The sequence below is a fragment of the Pseudomonas sp. SK3(2021) genome, from assembly GCF_016772375.1.
Taxonomy (GTDB): domain Bacteria; phylum Pseudomonadota; class Gammaproteobacteria; order Pseudomonadales; family Pseudomonadaceae; genus Aquipseudomonas; species Aquipseudomonas chlororaphis_I.
Genome location: NZ_CP061943.1, coordinates 1,719,578 through 1,735,245 on the forward strand (window position 1 = coordinate 1,719,578; position 15,668 = coordinate 1,735,245).

Consider the following 15,668-nt stretch of genomic DNA (forward strand, 5'->3'; position numbering starts at 1 on the left):
AAACCTGAGCATGCGGTATGCCTGGAAGAATGTTACGGCCGCTTCGCAGCCGATCGCAGCCTCGCTACGCTCGGCAGCGGCTACAGGTGGCGTACCAGCACGAAAACTGTAGGCGCGAAGCTTGCTCGCGATAACGTCCGTCCAGACTGACCGCGATGCCTGGATCGCGGGCAAGCCTCGCCACAAATAGCGGATAGCTTTCAGCGCTCGACCGGCACCGACAGCGCAGGTGCGCCCAGGGCATGGCTCTTCGAATCGAAGAAGCGCAGCGTCACCTCCAGCCCCTCGAACAGCTGGGTGTAGCGCCGCTTCTGGTTCTGGATGAAGGCCTTGCTGCGCGGGTGGATCGAGATCGCCAGGGTCCGCATCCCGGCCTGGCGGATCGCCTGCGCCAGGTGGCTGTCCTGGGGGCCGAGGTCGTGGCCGAAGATGCACAGCGCGTCGCTGTGGTTGAGCAACTGCTGGTAGCAGAACGACAGGTAGTCGCTGCTGTGAATGGTCTTGAGCTTGTCCGCCACCGGGCCTTCGCTGACGAACAGCGGCACATCGTCGAGGGTCTTCAGGGTGTTGTTGATGGCGAAGTTGCCCAGCAGGGTGCCTTCGGTGGAACCCAGCTTGCGCGCGGTGCCGTCCTGGTTGCGCACCAGGTGCAGGCCGCCGTGCAAGTACAGCACGCGGGTCTGTTGGCTGGCGGTCTGGCCGATGTCGAAGCTCGGGTCGGCGCCCTGGAACAGGTCGTCGATGCCCTGGGCATCGTGCTGGATCGCCCAGTAGTTGAGCAGGTCGTAGTTGCTGGTGAACACCGTGCGGTAGCGGCGCAGCTCCTGGTTGATCTGCGAAAGCGTCGCCGGCTGCACCAGGCGCCACGGAATGTGCACCGCATGCACGGTATTGATCAGCGCTTCCTTGATCGCGTAGTAGCGATTGCGCGGCGCCGCGGAGCTGACGGCCAGGGCCTTGTTGACCCGGCTGGTGGTCTTCAGCGCGCCCAGCACCTGCTCGAAACTGCGGGTCTGCAGGGCGTCGAACACGCTCAGCTCGGAGGGGCTCAGGGGCTTTTCCTCGACGGTGCGGGCGTTCTCGAACAGCGAATCGTAGGCGAAGTCTTCCCACACCGCACGGCTGGCGCCGTTGCCGATCAGCAGGCCGGCGATCGGCGTGCTGGCGCGCAAGGCGTCCCAGTCTTCAAGGTCGGTATCAAATTCCTGGAAATCCATCATCGCAGTTCGTCGTCTCAAGGCAGAAGGTGTACAGGGCGCCGACTTTATCACGACCGACCCTTGAGCCAGATCAACAACGCGCGTGACCGATGGGTCGATCCTGTGCGCATTTGCCGGGTCGGTGTGGCCGATCCGGCGTCAGCCAGGAGGACGCGCCATGAGCAGCACTTTTTTCATTCCCGCCGTGAACATCATGGGTATCGACTGTCTCGACGAGGCCATGGTCGCGATTCGCAACTACGGTTTTCGCAAGGCGCTGATTGTCACCGACGCCGGCCTGGCCAAGGCCGGGGTGGCCGGGACGATTGCCGAGAAGCTGGCGCTGCAGGACATCGATTCGGTGATCTTCGACGGCGCCAAGCCCAACCCGAGCATCGACAACGTCGAGAAGGGCCTGGCGCAATTGCAGCGCAGTGGCTGCGACTTCGTGATTTCCCTCGGTGGCGGTTCGCCCCATGACTGCGCCAAGGGTATTGCCCTGTGTGCCACCAATGGCGGGCATATCCGCGACTACGAGGGCGTCGACCGCTCGACCAAGCCCCAGTTGCCGTTGATCGCCATCAACACCACCGCCGGCACCGCCAGCGAAATGACCCGTTTCTGCATCATCACCGACGAAAAGCGCCACGTGAAAATGGCCATCGTCGACCGTAACGTCACGCCGCTGCTGTCGGTCAACGACCCGGCGCTGATGGTCGCCATGCCCAAGGGCCTGACCGCCGCCACCGGCATGGACGCGCTGACCCACGCCGTCGAAGCCTATGTCTCCACCGCGGCCAACCCGATCACCGATGCCTGCGCGCTGAAAGCCGTGACCATGATCAGCCAGAACCTGCGCCAGGCGGTGCACGACGGCAGCGACCTGGTTGCCCGGGAAAACATGGCCTATGCGCAGTTCCTCGCCGGCATGGCGTTCAACAATGCGTCGCTGGGTTTCGTGCATGCCATGGCGCATCAGTTGGGCGGCTTCTACGACTTGCCCCACGGCGTGTGCAACGCGGTGCTGCTGCCCCATGTGCAGAGTTTCAACGCCATGGTCTGCGCCGGACGCTTGACCGACGTGGCCCACGCCATGGGCGCGGACATCCGTGGCTTCAGCCCGGAGGAGGGCGCGCAGGCGGCCATCAGCGCCATCCGCAGCCTGGCCCGGGATGTCGAGATCCCCAGCGGCTTGCGCGACCTGGGCGCCAAGCTGACGGACATCCCGGTGCTGGCCGCCAACGCCTTGAAAGATGCCTGCGGCCTGACCAACCCCCGTGCCGCCGACCAGCGCCAGATCGAGGAAATCTTCCGCAGCGCGTTCTGACCCATCCCCATTCCCTATAGGAGCGAGCTTGCTCGCGATCGATCGCGTCAGCGATCTGGGCGATGTTCCGCATTGTTCTGACGAATATCGCGAGCAAGCTCGCTCCTGCAGAGAGGCATAACTGGCGCTTGCGAATCGAGCCCCAGGCTTGCATGTAGCCGAAAACCGACAGGCTTGTTCATATGGGCACGCGGGAGTCAGGCTTGAACGGGTTGAAAGAGTCGATTGGGCGGGGGATAGTGCGTGGCTGAAACGTGGTAATCGTCGATGGGCGCAGGGAGCGGAGCAATGACATCGAGACATGGTGTGCTGGGTTGCTGGGTCATGATCGGACTGTCGCTGGGCACGACTCATGTCTATGCCCAATGCGTTGCGCCGGAACTCAAGGATGGCGTGGCGGGATATTCGGCGTGCAAGGCGTGGCCAGCCTATCCCGGAGTGAGCATTACGGCGAGTTCGCAGCTCGAGGCGCAGTCGGCTACTGAAAACCCCTATGACGAAGGCACCTACGATCTGCGCCTGGCTCTGGTTGCGAGTGAAGGTGGCGCCGCCCTGGCCACTTACTCTCAGGCCTCGTCATTCAATTCCGACGCGATCAGCTTCAATGGGCTGAGTATTGATACTGCCCGTTATAGCCTCACGCCGCAGTTACGTGCATTCGGCATTCGCGCGGCTTTCCGAGGGTCGTCACGGGCCAACCCTTTCGGTGAAGCCTGGCTGTCACTCTACGTCAAAGAGGGCAACACCCTGCGTCCGGTGCTGGAGTCGTTGGTTGTCGAGTCCTATGGGGGAGAATGGGACACCAACTGTGAAGGCGAATTTCATGAGACCAGACGCACTCTTCAGATGGCCAAGAGCAGCAGCCACGGTTATGCAGACCTGATCGTCAAAACCCAGTCAAGTGGTTCGACCAATGTTCGCAAGGGCGAAGAGTGCGTTTCCGTATCCCGTGCCGAGAAGCCGGCAGTGACCACCCTGCGTTACGACGGCAAGCAATACGTGGTACCGGAAGGCCTGAAAGGTCGCTCATTCTGATGCGTTGCCTGATCTCCTGATGTTGGCTCGTCTGTTAGTGGCGATGGCCACGGGCGAGGCGATGGACTCAAAGGTATCCAGGACATGCTGACCGGCCTCAACCACCTGACCCTCGCCGTGACCGATCTGAACCGCAGCCTGGGGTTTTATCGCGACCTGCTGGGCCTGCGCCTGGATGCCAGCTGGGACAGCGGCGCCTATCTGTCGCTGCCGGGCCTGTGGTTGTGCCTGTCGCTGGACTCGTCGCGCCGTTCGGCGGAGGTACCGGACTACACCCATTACGCCTTCAGCATCGAGGCCGGGCATTTCGTGGCGTTCGTCCAGCGCCTGCGTGCTGCTGGCGTGCGGGAGTGGCGCGACAACCGCAGCGAAGGCGCCTCGTTCTATTTTCTCGACCCCGACGGCCACCTGCTGGAAGCCCATGTCGGCGATCTGGCCTCGCGCTTGCGCGCCTGCCGGCGGCAACCCTATGCCGGGATGACGATCTTTACCGACGAATGACCGCTCGCCGCCGCTTCAAGACGACGGGCTGTCGCTGTGACGACCATGGTGGGGTGGTGCGGGGGCGCACAAGCCGGCAGAATCCTGCGATCAAAACCGCGCCACCTTCGGCGCTTCGGAGTGTGGCATGACCTCTTCGCTGTTACTGGCTGTCCTTGCCTCGGGCTTTATCTACGGCATTACCCCCGGGCCCGGCGTGCTGGCGGTCTTCGGCATTGGCGCCGCGCGCGGGCGACGGGCCGGGGCCGGCTTTCTCTGCGGGCATCTGCTGGGCGACGTGGTCTGGTGCAGCACCGCGCTGATCGCTATCGTCGGCGCGCGGGAGATCGGCAGCAGTGCCTTCGATGTGCTGGGCGTGCTCAGCGGCCTTTATCTGTTCTGGCTCGGCCTGCGGGCGATCCGCAGCCGGCGCAGCAGCGGGCAGGAGCCCCAGGGCCCGGCGCGCCAACCGTTCTGGCACGGCATCCTGTTCGGCCTGACCAACCCCAAGGCGTACCCGGTGGCCGTGGCGACGTTCACTGCGCTGCTGTCCAGTCGTGCCGAGCTGCTCAACTGGTCGATGCTGCCCTGGCTGATCTTCCTCAGTTTCCTCGGCGGCATCGGCGCATACGCTATTCTCATTGGCATCGTCGGTGCGCGGCGGGTGCGGACCCTGTATCAGCGCCACGAACTGGCGATCACCCGGCTTTGCGGCGTGATGTTCATCGGGTTTGCCATCAACGCCTTGCTGCATGCCGTTCCGGGATTGCTGGCGAACAAGGCATAAAGGCTGTCCGCAAGGTTGCGACAGTCATGGACCCGCAGCGGCCCTGCGCCGCTGCCAGAACCCAGGGATTGATACTCGGCGCTTTATTTTCACAGGCAGTGTCGTTCCCTGATGGCAACCAACAACTCCGCGCCCCTGGCCAGTTTCATCGACCTTCTGCTGGACGCCGTCTGCGCGGTGGATGTCGAAGGCCGTTTCGTCTTCGTCAGCGCCGCCTGCGAGCGGATTTTCGGTTACACGCCGGACGAGCTGGTCGGCCGGCGCATGATCGAGCTGGTGCACCCCGCGGATCGTGCGCGCACCCTGCAGGCCGCCGACCGGATCATGGCCGGCGAACCCATGCCCAACTTCGAGAACCGTTACCTGCGCAAGGACGGGCAGGTCGCGCATATCCTCTGGTCGGCACGCTGGTCCGAGGTCGACCAGCTGCGCATCGCCGTGGCCCGCGACATCACCGAGCGCAAGCAGGCCGAGTCGCGGCAGGCGGCGCTGTATGCGATTTCCGAAGCGGCCCATGCCGCCGAGGACCTGCTGGCGTTGTTCCGGCGCGTGCATCGGATCATCGGTGAATGGCTGCCGGCACTGAATTTCTCCGTCGCGCTGTATGACGAGCAATGTCAGGCGCTGAGCTTTCCCTATCACGTCGACGACCGCGAGCGTTGCCCGGAGCAGCCGGGCACGCTGACGGGCAGTCTGTGTGCCGAGGTGATCCGCAGTGGCCAGCCCTTGCTGCTGACCCCTGACGATTATGTGCCGCTGCCGGATGCCAGCGCCGAGCCGCATTCACCCTGTTGGCTCGGTGTGCCGCTGAACTCGCAGAAGGGCACCATCGGCGCGCTGATCGTCAAGAGCGCGCCGGGCGACGAGCGATACACCGAGCAGGACAAGGAGCTGCTGCAATACGTCTGTGCCCAGCTCGCCACCGCCATCGAGCGCAAGCAGCTGCATGCGCGCCTGCAGTACATGGCCCAGTACGATCAGTTGACCCAGTTGCCCAACCGCGAATTGCTGCGCGAGCGCCTGCGCAGCGCCCTGGCCCGTGCCCGCCGCGAGTCCGGGCGCATGGCCTTGCTCTACGTCGACCTGGACCGGTTCAAGCAGGTCAACGACACACTTGGCCACGCCGTGGGCGACATGCTGTTGCAGGCCGTGGCCAACCGGCTCAAGGCCTGCGTGCGCGAAAGCGACACCGTGGCGCGGATCGGTGGCGATGAGTTCGTGGTGCTGCTCGGCTGTATCCAGCACGCGGAAGATGCCGGCATCGTCGCCGGGAAGATTCGCCAGGCGCTCAACGAGCCGCTGCGCCTGGACGGCCATCAGCTGAGCATTCTGCCAAGCATCGGTATCGGCCTGTTCCCCGAACATGGTCATGACGAAAAGCAGTTGTTCAAGCACGCCGACGAAGCGATGTACGCCGTCAAGCGCGCCCAGCGAAGCCGATCCCGTGCCTGACAGAAGCGGCGGAGCTGGCCGTTTTTTGCCAACCGTTCGTCGTGGCCGATGCAACTTTTTCAAACCTTCGATGGCCTGAAAACTCTCACTCTGTGCAGGCGCCATGCGCCGTCACCTCATCGAAGGAGGCCGACACCATGAGCTTCATGGCCACCCATCTGTCTCGCACCTGCCTCGCGCTGTTGCTCGGCCTGAGCGCCAGCGCGGCATTCGCCCAGTCCCCCGCGGAGTTTATCGATGATGCCTCGGCCAAGGGCATGGCCGACATCGAGGCCAGTCGCCTGGCCCACCAGAAGACCTCCTCCAAGGCCGTCAAGGACTACACCATCGTGGTCATCAACGACCGCACCACCGCCAACCAGCACCTGGCGAAAATCGCCAAAAAACTCGACCTGCCCGTGGCGCCCCGGGAAGAAGTGATCAGCAAGGCCAAGGCGCTGATCCCCGAGGTCCCGGAAGGCGAAGCCTTCGACGCCGCCTATGCCGAGAGCCAGGTCAAGGCCACCGAAGAGGCCATCGAGCAGATCCGGCAACAGGCCGAAGTCACCGAGGTACCCGAGCTCAAGGCCTTCGCCGAAGAGACCCTGCCGAAACTGCAGAACCACCTGCAAATGGCCAAGGCCCTCAAGGCTGGCCGGCCGCTGGACCAGCTGGATGGTTGAGTGCTGTCCTGCTGCTGGCGCCCATTAATGATTGCTGATGCCCCGGGAGTGCGAGCCAGGCGCTTCCGGGGCGTTTTTATCACCGCTTCAGATTGGTTTTGTTCCTGCTGCGGTTGCTGTGCCGCCGATCCTCAAGGCGTTGCGGTTAGGAGTTACATCTATTCGGCCATCAGAGATCCTGTCCCGGCGTTCCAGAATGGGAGGAATCTTTCTTTGTGGCGGTTTGTGTCTAGTATCAATGGCAGTCAATTTGCCACCACGCTCATACACGGATCGGAACAGGTAAGAGGCCACTCATGGAATTTTTCGAAAAGTTAACCAGTCTTGCTGCCAAGGTACGTCTGCAGGGAGCAGCCATTCAGACGGAGGAGGCGACAAAAAATGCTTTTGTCATGCCCTTCATCAGCACGGTGTTGGGCTATGACGTATTCGATCCGACGGAGGTGACGCCAGAGTTTGTCTGCGATATAGGAACCAAGAAGGGCGAGAAGATCGATTACGCGATTATGAAAGATGGGGAGGTTCAGATCCTCATCGAGTGCAAGAAGATCGGCGAGCCGTTGCATATCAATCATGCATCGCAATTGTTTCGTTACTTCCATGTCACCAGCGCGCGGATTTCCATCCTCACCAATGGCCAGGTTTATAAGTTTTTTACCGACCTGGATGCTCCCAACAAAATGGATGAGAAACCCTTCCTTGAATTGGACCTGCTTGATATCGACGAATATTCGGTACCAGAGCTGACCAAACTGACCAAGTCGTCTTTTGATGTGGAGTCGATTATCAGTGCGGCAGGTGAGCTTAAGTACGTTAGCCAGATCAAAAAAGTCATTGCGTCTCAGGTTAGTCAGCCAGACGATGACTTCGTCAAAGTCTTTGCGTCGCGGGTATACGACGGAGTGATTACCCAGAAAGTCCGTGAGCAGTTTTATGAGCTGACTCGAAAAGCGGTGGGGCAATTTCTCAATGATCAAATCAATGAGCGTCTCAAGTCTGCAATGAGTGGCGCTATCCAGCCGTCTCTTGCGGTTGCCTCTGCCTCCGGAGCGGGGAATGCCGATAACGATGATGCAGAAGCAGCAAACGATAAGATGCTGACGACGTTGGAGGAGCTTGAGGGGTATCACATCGTACGTGCGGTGGTTCGCTCCGTGGTTGATGCCAAGCGTATTGTCCAAAGGGACACTCAGAGTTACTTCGGTATCTTGCTCGACGACAACAACCGAAAACCGATTTGCCGCCTGCATTTCAACCGTTCACAAAAGTACATCGGGATCTTTGACGAGGAAAAGAATGAGACCCGTCATCCGATCAGTTCTGTCGATGAAATCTACGAGTATTCCGATCACCTGAAAAAAACCGTCGGGTATTACGACTAGAAATCTGTATTGGGTACGAGTTAAAGAACCGGCGGGCTACGCCGGTTTTTTTTGCCTGACTCACCCCGTCGGCGTCACCTCGATCTCCCGCTTGAAATACCCGGCACCTGGCACTGAGGGTCGACCAGCATGAAGTTGATCTTGCAGGTTTCGGCGCTACCAATGGCAATCTTATAGATCAGCACGCTGTGCTCGGCGCGCAGGGAGCTAGTCAGGTCACGTAGATGAAAGACCTGACCGCTGCTGGCAACTAGCTTCAAAGCGTCATCGATCTCGCCGACCTGGGCCCTCAGGCCGAATGCGCCAGGGAGCCTGGCTCCCTGCTCGCCTATCAAGAGTACTTGAGCGGATCTCGGATTAGCCTCGGGAACCGTTGGTTTCACGCTGGAACGCCGCTTGTGCCCGGGCACAGGTGAGGATGCGGTAGCGCGTGCTGCGTGAAACGTTTTGGTCGCGAAAGCGCTGGTACACCGGCTGGAAGACGGTGCGATCCAGGTTGGGCTGCTCCGCGTTCAGGTAGGCCTCGCTAAGCCGGTCGTAATCCTGCTGCGAGATGAAGCGCCGGAACCAGAACCGGTAGAAGTAACCCAGCAGGAAGCCCAGGCTGAAGTCGCGGTCGAGTACCGAGTGGGCGCAGCACTCGAAGTCGATCAGGCGCAGTCGGCCATCGGCGGCGACCAGAATGTTTTTCGGGTGGGGGTCCATGTGCACGAAGTCGTCGTCGAGCATCTGGCCGAACAGCCGGAAGATCGCCGGCAACAGGGTTTCAGCCTGCTCGGGATGGGCCAGCAGGCGGTCGTCGACGCTGCAATGATCCGCCCAGAAACCCACCAGCAAGTACTCTTCGCGCAGGAATGGAAAACGCCCCTTGTAGCCAAATGCCGAGACCTGGGGCGAAAGCGCGGATTTGCCCGACACCACCGACAGGTTGATGAATTCGTTGGTCAGGTCGTGCAGGCCGAAGCTGCGCTTGAGCCCGAGGAAGTTCTGCAGTTGCTTTTTCCAGTGAGTCAGGCGGTTGCGCTTGAGCACCCATTGGCGTTCGCCTTCGAGCAGGAAAACCCCCCGGGTGTCTTCCGGAACATCCAGCGTGGGGTACTGCTCGGGCTTGGCAAAAAAGCGTCGTATCAGCCTGTCCAGTTCGTGCCGATGGGATGGATCGAAATGGAAGGTCACGCCATCGATCTGTTGCCGATGCAGCGTCCGGGTGAAGCTCCTGAGGTGAAGCATGTAGATTTCCTGGCATTGGACTGCGAACGAGGGGGAGCGGTGAACTGGTGTGACGCGCGAGCCGCGAGGGCGCGCATCATAATTCATCGAAGGCCCGGGCGTTGGCGAAACTCACCCGGGTGCCTTGTGTGCCCTGCGACGGCAAAGGACCTCTGGCCGGCCACAGCCTGTCTTGGCCAGGGTTGGACCGAGCAGGCCGGTAGACGGGTTCAGTGCGCGGCACTCTGCCGGAGCTGCCGCAGGCCAGGATTTCGGCTGCCCCGTAGTCGTTGTCCACTTTCTGACTGCTGGGCCCCGAGGGGGACTGGTGTTGGGAACCGCCACTCAGGCGGTGGCCTTGCATGGAGTCGGGGTGTCGTTGCCCTGGCCACCGATGGACGTGTAGAACCCTACCGCGGTTTCGAAGCTTTATGACAGGCGGCTCGCTCTAGCGACGAACACCCACCTTCACACTCTAAAACAGAATTTTTCTGGAGGGCCCGGGTGCTCGGGTCTACCGTGGCTTGAAGAGCGCGACACAGGGAGCGCGAACAGGCTTAGGAGTGAACACGATGTCCAGCGTTACGCCGTCCCGTACGGTCGCTCTCTATCATCAGGCAGAGGATCTTTTTTTCTCGGCTATTTCACAAAAAAGCTGGCATTTCGATGACCGTCTTGCCGCGTACTGCACAGGTGTCGTCGCCAGCAGTCTGAACCTGCTGTTCGTCAAGCGAACCGGGCCGGACCTGGCCACGGGGTTGCTTGCAGGCATCGGCTTTCTTGAGCGCGCGGGGCTGCCTTTTTGCGTGGTCGTGCACGATGACCTGGTGGCACAGGTTCGTGCCCTGCTGCTGGAGCAGCACTGGTTGGAAGGCGATAGAACCACCTCGATGTGGGTCGATCTGGGCCTCCATGAATTGCCACCGGATGCGGCGGCGAACTTCGACATTCGCCGTACCGATGAGCGGCTTGAGGATTGGGTCGCTCCGGTGGAAAGTGCCTTCGAGTCGGGTGATGCGGGAGCGGGGCAGTACCTGGCCCGGCATCGGGTGGCGCTGCAAAACGGCCAGCCTCTGGTGCATTTCACCCTGTATGAGCAGTCGCTGCCGGTCAGTTCGCTGACCCTGTCGCTGGGGCAGACGGTGGCGCGCCTGGATGACATCGGCACCCGGCCCGAATGCCAGGGCCGGGGCTATGCCAGCGCATTGATTCGACAGGCGCTGGCGTATGCGAAAGAACAGGGGATGAGCCTGTGTGTGCTGGAGGCCTCCCAGGAGGGGCTGTCGATCTATCGCAAGGCGGGTTTCGGCACGTTGTTCGGGTACACGACCTTTTTCCGCGAATGAGCAGGTGGTGGGCAAACACCTCGCTCAATGCGCGGCGTTCTGCCGGAACTGCCGTGGGCTGACGCCGGTCAGGGCCTTGAACTGGCGGCTGAAGGCGCTGTGGTCGGTGTAGCCGCATTGCAGGGCGACGTCGGTGATCGGCAGTTCGCCGAGCAGCAGGCGCGAAGCGTGTTCCAGGCGCACCTTGTGGATCATCTGCCGCGGGGTGAGGTGGAAGATGCGTTTGCAGTAGCGCTCCAGCTGGGCGATGGACAGGTCGGCGATGTGGGTCAGGTCGTCGAGGCGGATGGCTTCGTTGTAGTGCTCGCGGATATGCCGGTCCACCGCGGCCAGGCGTTCGTAGGCCGGGTGCGCGTCGCGGGCGGCCTGCAGGTCGAGGGAGATGCCGGCCATGCCGATGATCCGCCCGTCGCGCCCATGCAGCGGCAGCTTGTGGGTCAGGCACCAGCCGGGTTCGCGGCTGCCGTACAGGTGCAGTTCCAACTGGCCCTTGATGGTGATGCCCTGGCGCAGCACGCGCTGGTCCTGCTCGGTATAGACCGGGCCGAGCACGGCGGGAAACACCTCGGCCGAGGTCTTGCCGAGCAGCGGCGCGACGTTCTTGAAACCGCAGCGCTGGGCCAGGGTCAGGTTGGCGGTGAGGTAGCGGGCTTGCAGGTCCTTGATGAAAAACACCGCGTTGGGCAGGGTGTCGAGCAGCGGGATCACCAGGGCCATGCTGCCCAGCAGGCCGTGAATATCCTCGGGCGCCTGGCTGGCGATGGCTTCGGGCAGGCGGTGCAACTGAGCGGTGTCGATCATCAAGGGCTGCTCTTGTTAGGGGGCGGGGCGCGCCCCGCGACTTTGGGTCTACTGGCTCATCCTTGGATCCCACGGCGCCGTTGGCGGGCGGCCAGCGGCAACGCTCTGCTCTTCACTTCACGCCGGGCGTCGACTCCATCAGCAAGGTCTCGATCCGCGCGGGCACCAGGGGCGCTCGTGGTGCCGGCGCGGTCCAGCCGAACAGGGCTTGTGCCGCCGTGGCGCAGACCCGCCCCTGGCAGGCGCCCATGCCGCAGCGGCTGTGCAGTTTGGCCTCGCTCCAGCCCGCCTCGCCAGCCACGGCAGAGAAGGGCACATCCTCGCAGCGGCACAGCAGCGTATCAGCTCGCGCCAGGCGCAGAAGCGCCGGTTGCAGGGCGAAGGTTTCACTCACTCGCTCGGCGAACGCCTGCCAATGGGCCCGGCGCTGGATCAGCGCGGTGGCCTCCCGGGTCTGCCCGCTGGCGGCCAGCCCGGCGATCTCGCCTTCGACCCTCGCCAGTTCGCTGCCGCCGACCCCGGTGCATTCGCCGGCCGCGTAGACCCGGGCGAGGCTGGTGCCCTGGTAACGATCCACCGCGATGGCGTTGGCCTGTAGCTGGCAACCGAGGTGGCTGGCCAGGGTGGTGTTGGGCACCAGCCCGAAACCGCAGGCGAGGCGCTCGCAGGGGATTTCCCGCACGTGTTCGCCCTGCCGGATGCGCACCGCTTCCAGGCGATCGTCGCCCAGGGCTTCGAGCACATGGGCGTTGCAGCGATAGGCCGTGGTGGCCAGCCCGGCGGCCTGGCCGAGCTTGGCCGGCCAGCGCCAGAGCCCGGCGGTGAATGTCGCCAGCGCGGTCAACGGCGCTTGTTCCAGGACCGCCTCGACCCGGGCGCCGGCCTGGCGGGCGGTGGCGGCGCTGGCCAGGAGCAGCGGCCCGCTGCCGGCGATGACCACCCGTTCGCCGGCCACGGCCAGGCCGTTTTTCAGCAGCGCCTGCAAGGCCCCCGCGCCCGTCACTCCGGGCAAGGTCCAGCCGGGGAAGGGCAGCAGCAGTTCGCGGGCGCCGCAGCACAGAATCAGGCTCTGGTAGCGGACCAGCAGAGCCTGCTCGGCATCTTCCAGCAGCAGGGCATTGGCGCCGGCACCCGCCACCACCCGGGTGCCCGGAAGGTAGCGCAGCCGCGGATGCTCCAGCACTTGCAAGGCTGCGCGAGCGCTACCGGCAAGCGTGACGCCGGGCCCGTTGCGCCAGATCTGGCCGCCGGGGCGCGGGTTGTCGTCGAGCAGGATGATGGAGAGCTCGCGGCGGCTCGCCGCCCGGGCCGCCGCGAGGCCGGCCGGGCCACTGCCGACGATAAGGATGTCGCAGCTCAGGCGCTGTGGGTTCATGGCGTGCGCTCCACGTGCATGCCTTCGCGGCACAGGGTCTGGCAGGCCAGTTGGCGCCGGCCGTCGATGGTCATGCGGCACTCCTGGCAGATGCCCATGCCGCAGAAGGGCGCCCGGGGCTGGCCGGTGCAGGAGGTTCGGGTACGTGGGTCGCCGCTGCCGGCGATGGCGGCGGCGACGCTCAGGCCATCGCCCACGGTCAGCGCCTGACGGTCCAGGTAAATGATCATGGGGCGCTTCCTGTCGGGGTGGCGGTCAGCTCGGCGAAGCGCTCGGGGCGATAGGCAAGGGTGTCGATATCCGGCCGCTCGCCAAGCATCAGGCTGGTCAGCAGGCGGCCACTGCCGGGGGCGGTGGTGACGCCCAGGCCCTCATGACCGACCGCCAGCCACAGGCCGCTGTGTCGTGGGTGAGCGCCAAGGATCGGCAGGCCGTCCGGGGTGGCGGCGCGAAAGCCGGTCCAGGCGCGGATGCCGTTCAATTGCGCGAGCCCCGGCAGGTAGGCCACGGCCCGTTGCAGCATTGGTGTCAGCACCTCGGGCTCGATGGCCGGGTCGAGGCTGTCGAACTGCCGCGACGAGCCGATCAGCAATTGTCCGGTCGGTCGTGGCTGCACATTGAACGCCACCGAGGTGCCGTTGCTGGCGTGGGCGCTGGCGGCGTAGCCCAGCTCCACCAGTTGGTGGGACACCTGCCGGGGGTAACGATCGGTGATCAGCAGGTGGCCCTTCTTCGGCCGCAATGGCAATTCCGGCAGCAGGCTCCTGGCCGCCAGACCGTTGGCCAGCACCAGGTACTCGGCGCGCAGCACACGGCCGTCATCCAGCTCCACGCGGTGGGCGGCGATGGCGCTGACCGTGGCCCGCTCGCAGCTGATCCCCGGTGTGTTGTGCAGCAGCCAGTGGGCCGTGGCCGGGGCGTAGAGAATGCCGTCGCCGGGAATCTTCAGGGCGCCGCCAAGACCGTTGCGCAACATGGGTTCGAGTTCGGCCAGGGTCGCGCTGTCGAGCAATTCGCCCGCCACGCCGTGCTGGGCCAGGTTGATTTGCCTGGCCCGGGCCAGGTCCATTTCCGCTTGGTCCGCGGCCAGCCACAGGGTGCCGCAATTGCGGTAGGCGCAGGCGGCCGGCAGGTGTGCGCGCAGCTGGTTCCACAGGCCGATGGAGTAGTGACTCAGCGCCAGTTCGGCGGGGTTGTCGTCCATCGCCACCAAGTGGCCCATGCCCGCGCCGGTGGCGCCGCCGCTGGCGTTGTCGAGCACCCGTACCCGCAGGCCACGGCGAGCCATTTCATGGGCGCAGGCGGCCCCGACGATGCCGCCGCCAATCACCAGCACGTCGGCTTCGGCCGGCTCGCTCACGAGACGATGCCCCAGGCGAAGGGATCGCTGTCTTCGATCAGCAGGGTGGTTTCGGCGCTGATATGGGCGGTGCCGCGAAGGGTCGGGATGACCTGTTCGCCCGCCTGCTCGTAGCGGGCGCTGAACTGGCTGCCGATCACGCTGGCCTGACGCCAGATTGCCCCGGGCGCCAGCTTGCCGTCGGCGGCCAGACAGGCCAGCTTGGCGCTGGTGCCGGTGCCGCAGGGGGAGCGGTCGTAGGCCTTGCCGGGGCACAGCACGAAGTTGCGGCTGTCGGCGTGCGGGTCGTCGGCGAACAGCTCGATATGGTCGATCACGCCGCCATCGGCGCCGCTGATGCCGGCGGCCTCCAGGGCTTCGCGCACGGCCCGGGTGTAGTGGGTCAGGGCCTCGACGTTGTCCAGGGCGATACGCTGGCCATGCTCGCTGATCAGGAAGAACCAGTTGCCGCCCCAGGCGATATCGCCGCGGACGGTGCCGTGGTCGGGCAACTGCAATTCGACGCCGCTGCGGTAGCGGTAGGCCGGCACGTTGCGCACGCTGACCGAGAGGTCGTCGTGCAGGGTCGCGCTGACGGTGCCCACCGGGGTTTCGATGCGGTGCACGCCCGGCTCGATGCGCCCCAGGTGATGCAGCGAACGCACCAGGCCGATGGTGCCGTGGCCGCACATCCCGAGGTAGCCGCTGTTGTTGAAGAAGATCACCCCGGCACAGGCATCCGCCGCCTGGGGTTCGCACAGCAGGGCCCCCACCAGCACGTCGCTGCCCCGCGGTTCCAGCACGCAGGCCGTGCGCCAGCGATCGTGGCGTTCTTGCAGGACGGCCAGCCGTTCGGCCATCGAACCGCTGCCCAGGTCGGGAAAGCCGTCGACAACCAGGCGAGTCGGCTCGCCCCCCGTGTGTGAATCGATGACGGTTATTTTTTTCATGGCATCACCTGACGGAAAAGGCCTACAGATTGGCTCGGGAAAGGGCCGTATCGCTTGTGGGTTTTCTCTGCGGCGGATGACGAAATCGGCACAGTGGGGGTTTTCGCCCACCCTGTAGCCGCTGCCGCAGGCTGCGCACGGACGCGCAGCGTCCGCCAGATCGGACGACGTGGTGTGACAGAAAGATTGGGGATACAGGTTCTGCGTCTGCTGCGCAGCCGATCGCAGCCTGCGGCAGCGGCTACAGGGGCAGGGCGCAGGGGATTTCAACGGGGTCGAAAGGGAGGCGGTTCGGCGGGGGAATGCAGGGGAAAGGCCTGTGGG

At 64.0% G+C, this 15,668-nt stretch carries 15 protein-coding genes; 8 read left to right on the top strand and 7 right to left on the bottom strand.

Features of this window, described 5'->3' with window-relative positions; translation table 11 throughout:
• Window positions 1–200: 200 nt before the first annotated feature.
• Window positions 201–1,220 (bottom strand): DUF4917 family protein, encoded by a 1,020-nt coding sequence (locus IF690_RS07755; RefSeq protein ID WP_202699621.1) that lies wholly within the window; start codon window positions 1,218–1,220, stop codon window positions 201–203.
• A gap of 157 nt (window positions 1,221–1,377) precedes the next feature.
• On the opposite strand from IF690_RS07755, the gene yiaY reads away from it, so the two are divergent.
• The 7 genes from yiaY (at window position 1,378) to IF690_RS07790 (ending at window position 8,324) form a co-directional block, all read left to right on the top strand.
• The gene (gene yiaY / locus IF690_RS07760; RefSeq protein WP_202699622.1) at window positions 1,378–2,526 is read left to right on the top strand and encodes an L-threonine dehydrogenase; all 1,149 of its coding nucleotides are present in this window, start codon (window positions 1,378–1,380) and stop codon (window positions 2,524–2,526) included.
• A gap of 288 nt (window positions 2,527–2,814) precedes the next feature.
• Complete coding sequence (locus IF690_RS07765; protein WP_202699623.1) at window positions 2,815–3,561, top strand: PA3715 family protein; 747 nt, start codon at window positions 2,815–2,817, stop codon at window positions 3,559–3,561.
• A gap of 84 nt (window positions 3,562–3,645) precedes the next feature.
• A complete protein-coding gene (gene fos / locus IF690_RS07770; protein WP_202699624.1) occupies window positions 3,646–4,062 on the top strand; it encodes a fosfomycin resistance glutathione transferase in 417 nt (138 codons plus the stop codon).
• 127 nt (window positions 4,063–4,189) lie between these two features.
• Window positions 4,190–4,828 (top strand): LysE family translocator, encoded by a 639-nt coding sequence (locus tag IF690_RS07775; protein ID WP_180924475.1) that lies wholly within the window; start codon window positions 4,190–4,192, stop codon window positions 4,826–4,828.
• A gap of 111 nt (window positions 4,829–4,939) precedes the next feature.
• The gene (locus tag IF690_RS07780) at window positions 4,940–6,280 is read left to right on the top strand and encodes a sensor domain-containing protein (protein WP_202699625.1); all 1,341 of its coding nucleotides are present in this window, start codon (window positions 4,940–4,942) and stop codon (window positions 6,278–6,280) included.
• A 137-nt stretch (window positions 6,281–6,417) separates the two neighbouring features.
• Window positions 6,418–6,942: a DUF4142 domain-containing protein gene (locus tag IF690_RS07785; RefSeq protein WP_202699626.1), complete on the top strand. Its 525-nt coding sequence runs from the start codon at window positions 6,418–6,420 to the stop codon at window positions 6,940–6,942.
• Window positions 6,943–7,238: 296 nt separating this feature from the next.
• Window positions 7,239–8,324 (top strand): type I restriction endonuclease, encoded by a 1,086-nt coding sequence (locus IF690_RS07790; RefSeq protein ID WP_202699627.1) that lies wholly within the window; start codon window positions 7,239–7,241, stop codon window positions 8,322–8,324.
• Window positions 8,325–8,681: 357 nt separating this feature from the next.
• On the opposite strand, the gene IF690_RS07795 is transcribed toward IF690_RS07790, so the two are convergent.
• Window positions 8,682–9,554 carry an AarF/UbiB family protein gene (locus IF690_RS07795; RefSeq protein WP_202699628.1) on the bottom strand — a complete coding sequence of 291 codons (873 nt, stop codon included), beginning with the start codon at window positions 9,552–9,554 and terminating at the stop codon, window positions 8,682–8,684.
• 551 nt (window positions 9,555–10,105) lie between these two features.
• Between IF690_RS07795 and IF690_RS07800 the strand changes: the two genes are divergently transcribed.
• A complete protein-coding gene (locus IF690_RS07800) occupies window positions 10,106–10,879 on the top strand; it encodes a GNAT family N-acetyltransferase (RefSeq protein WP_202699629.1) in 774 nt (257 codons plus the stop codon).
• Between the two features lie 24 nt (window positions 10,880–10,903).
• Here the strand turns inward: IF690_RS07800 and IF690_RS07805 are convergent, their stop codons facing one another.
• The 5 genes from IF690_RS07805 to IF690_RS07825 all read right to left on the bottom strand — a co-directional run bounded on the left by IF690_RS07805 (window position 10,904) and on the right by IF690_RS07825 (window position 15,344).
• Window positions 10,904–11,680, bottom strand: coding sequence for an AraC family transcriptional regulator (locus IF690_RS07805; RefSeq protein WP_202699630.1), 777 nt, complete (start codon window positions 11,678–11,680; stop codon window positions 10,904–10,906).
• A gap of 112 nt (window positions 11,681–11,792) precedes the next feature.
• Window positions 11,793–13,055 (bottom strand): NAD(P)/FAD-dependent oxidoreductase, encoded by a 1,263-nt coding sequence (locus IF690_RS07810; RefSeq protein WP_202699631.1) that lies wholly within the window; start codon window positions 13,053–13,055, stop codon window positions 11,793–11,795.
• Window positions 13,052–13,285 carry a 2Fe-2S iron-sulfur cluster-binding protein gene (locus IF690_RS07815; RefSeq protein ID WP_023968126.1) on the bottom strand — a complete coding sequence of 78 codons (234 nt, stop codon included), beginning with the start codon at window positions 13,283–13,285 and terminating at the stop codon, window positions 13,052–13,054. Before IF690_RS07815 ends, IF690_RS07810 begins: the two co-directional genes overlap by 4 nt.
• Window positions 13,282–14,415 carry an NAD(P)/FAD-dependent oxidoreductase gene (locus IF690_RS07820; protein ID WP_202699632.1) on the bottom strand — a complete coding sequence of 378 codons (1,134 nt, stop codon included), beginning with the start codon at window positions 14,413–14,415 and terminating at the stop codon, window positions 13,282–13,284. The genes IF690_RS07815 and IF690_RS07820 overlap by 4 nt, the downstream gene beginning before the upstream one ends.
• The gene (locus tag IF690_RS07825; protein ID WP_202699633.1) at window positions 14,412–15,344 is read right to left on the bottom strand and encodes a 4-hydroxyproline epimerase; all 933 of its coding nucleotides are present in this window, start codon (window positions 15,342–15,344) and stop codon (window positions 14,412–14,414) included. The genes IF690_RS07820 and IF690_RS07825 overlap by 4 nt, the downstream gene beginning before the upstream one ends.
• Window positions 15,345–15,668 lie beyond the last annotated feature (324 nt).

Bases quoted from the DNA above. Each gene is read 5' to 3' on its own strand.
- yiaY (WP_202699622.1), top strand. From the start codon at position 1,378: ATGAGCAGCACTTTTTTCATTCCCGCCGTGAACATCATGGGTATCGAC.
- IF690_RS07795 (WP_202699628.1), bottom strand. From the start codon at position 9,554: ATGCTTCACCTCAGGAGCTTCACCCGGACGCTGCATCGGCAACAGATC.
- IF690_RS07790 (WP_202699627.1), top strand. From the start codon at position 7,239: ATGGAATTTTTCGAAAAGTTAACCAGTCTTGCTGCCAAGGTACGTCTG.
- IF690_RS07780 (WP_202699625.1), top strand. From the start codon at position 4,940: ATGGCAACCAACAACTCCGCGCCCCTGGCCAGTTTCATCGACCTTCTG.
- IF690_RS07785 (WP_202699626.1), top strand. From the start codon at position 6,418: ATGAGCTTCATGGCCACCCATCTGTCTCGCACCTGCCTCGCGCTGTTG.
- IF690_RS07755 (WP_202699621.1), bottom strand. From the start codon at position 1,220: ATGATGGATTTCCAGGAATTTGATACCGACCTTGAAGACTGGGACGCC.
- IF690_RS07825 (WP_202699633.1), bottom strand. From the start codon at position 15,344: ATGAAAAAAATAACCGTCATCGATTCACACACGGGGGGCGAGCCGACT.
- IF690_RS07765 (WP_202699623.1), top strand. From the start codon at position 2,815: ATGACATCGAGACATGGTGTGCTGGGTTGCTGGGTCATGATCGGACTG.
- IF690_RS07805 (WP_202699630.1), bottom strand. From the start codon at position 11,680: ATGATCGACACCGCTCAGTTGCACCGCCTGCCCGAAGCCATCGCCAGC.
- IF690_RS07815 (WP_023968126.1), bottom strand. From the start codon at position 13,285: ATGATCATTTACCTGGACCGTCAGGCGCTGACCGTGGGCGATGGCCTG.
- IF690_RS07775 (WP_180924475.1), top strand. From the start codon at position 4,190: ATGACCTCTTCGCTGTTACTGGCTGTCCTTGCCTCGGGCTTTATCTAC.
- fos (WP_202699624.1), top strand. From the start codon at position 3,646: ATGCTGACCGGCCTCAACCACCTGACCCTCGCCGTGACCGATCTGAAC.
- IF690_RS07810 (WP_202699631.1), bottom strand. From the start codon at position 13,055: ATGAACCCACAGCGCCTGAGCTGCGACATCCTTATCGTCGGCAGTGGC.
- IF690_RS07800 (WP_202699629.1), top strand. From the start codon at position 10,106: ATGTCCAGCGTTACGCCGTCCCGTACGGTCGCTCTCTATCATCAGGCA.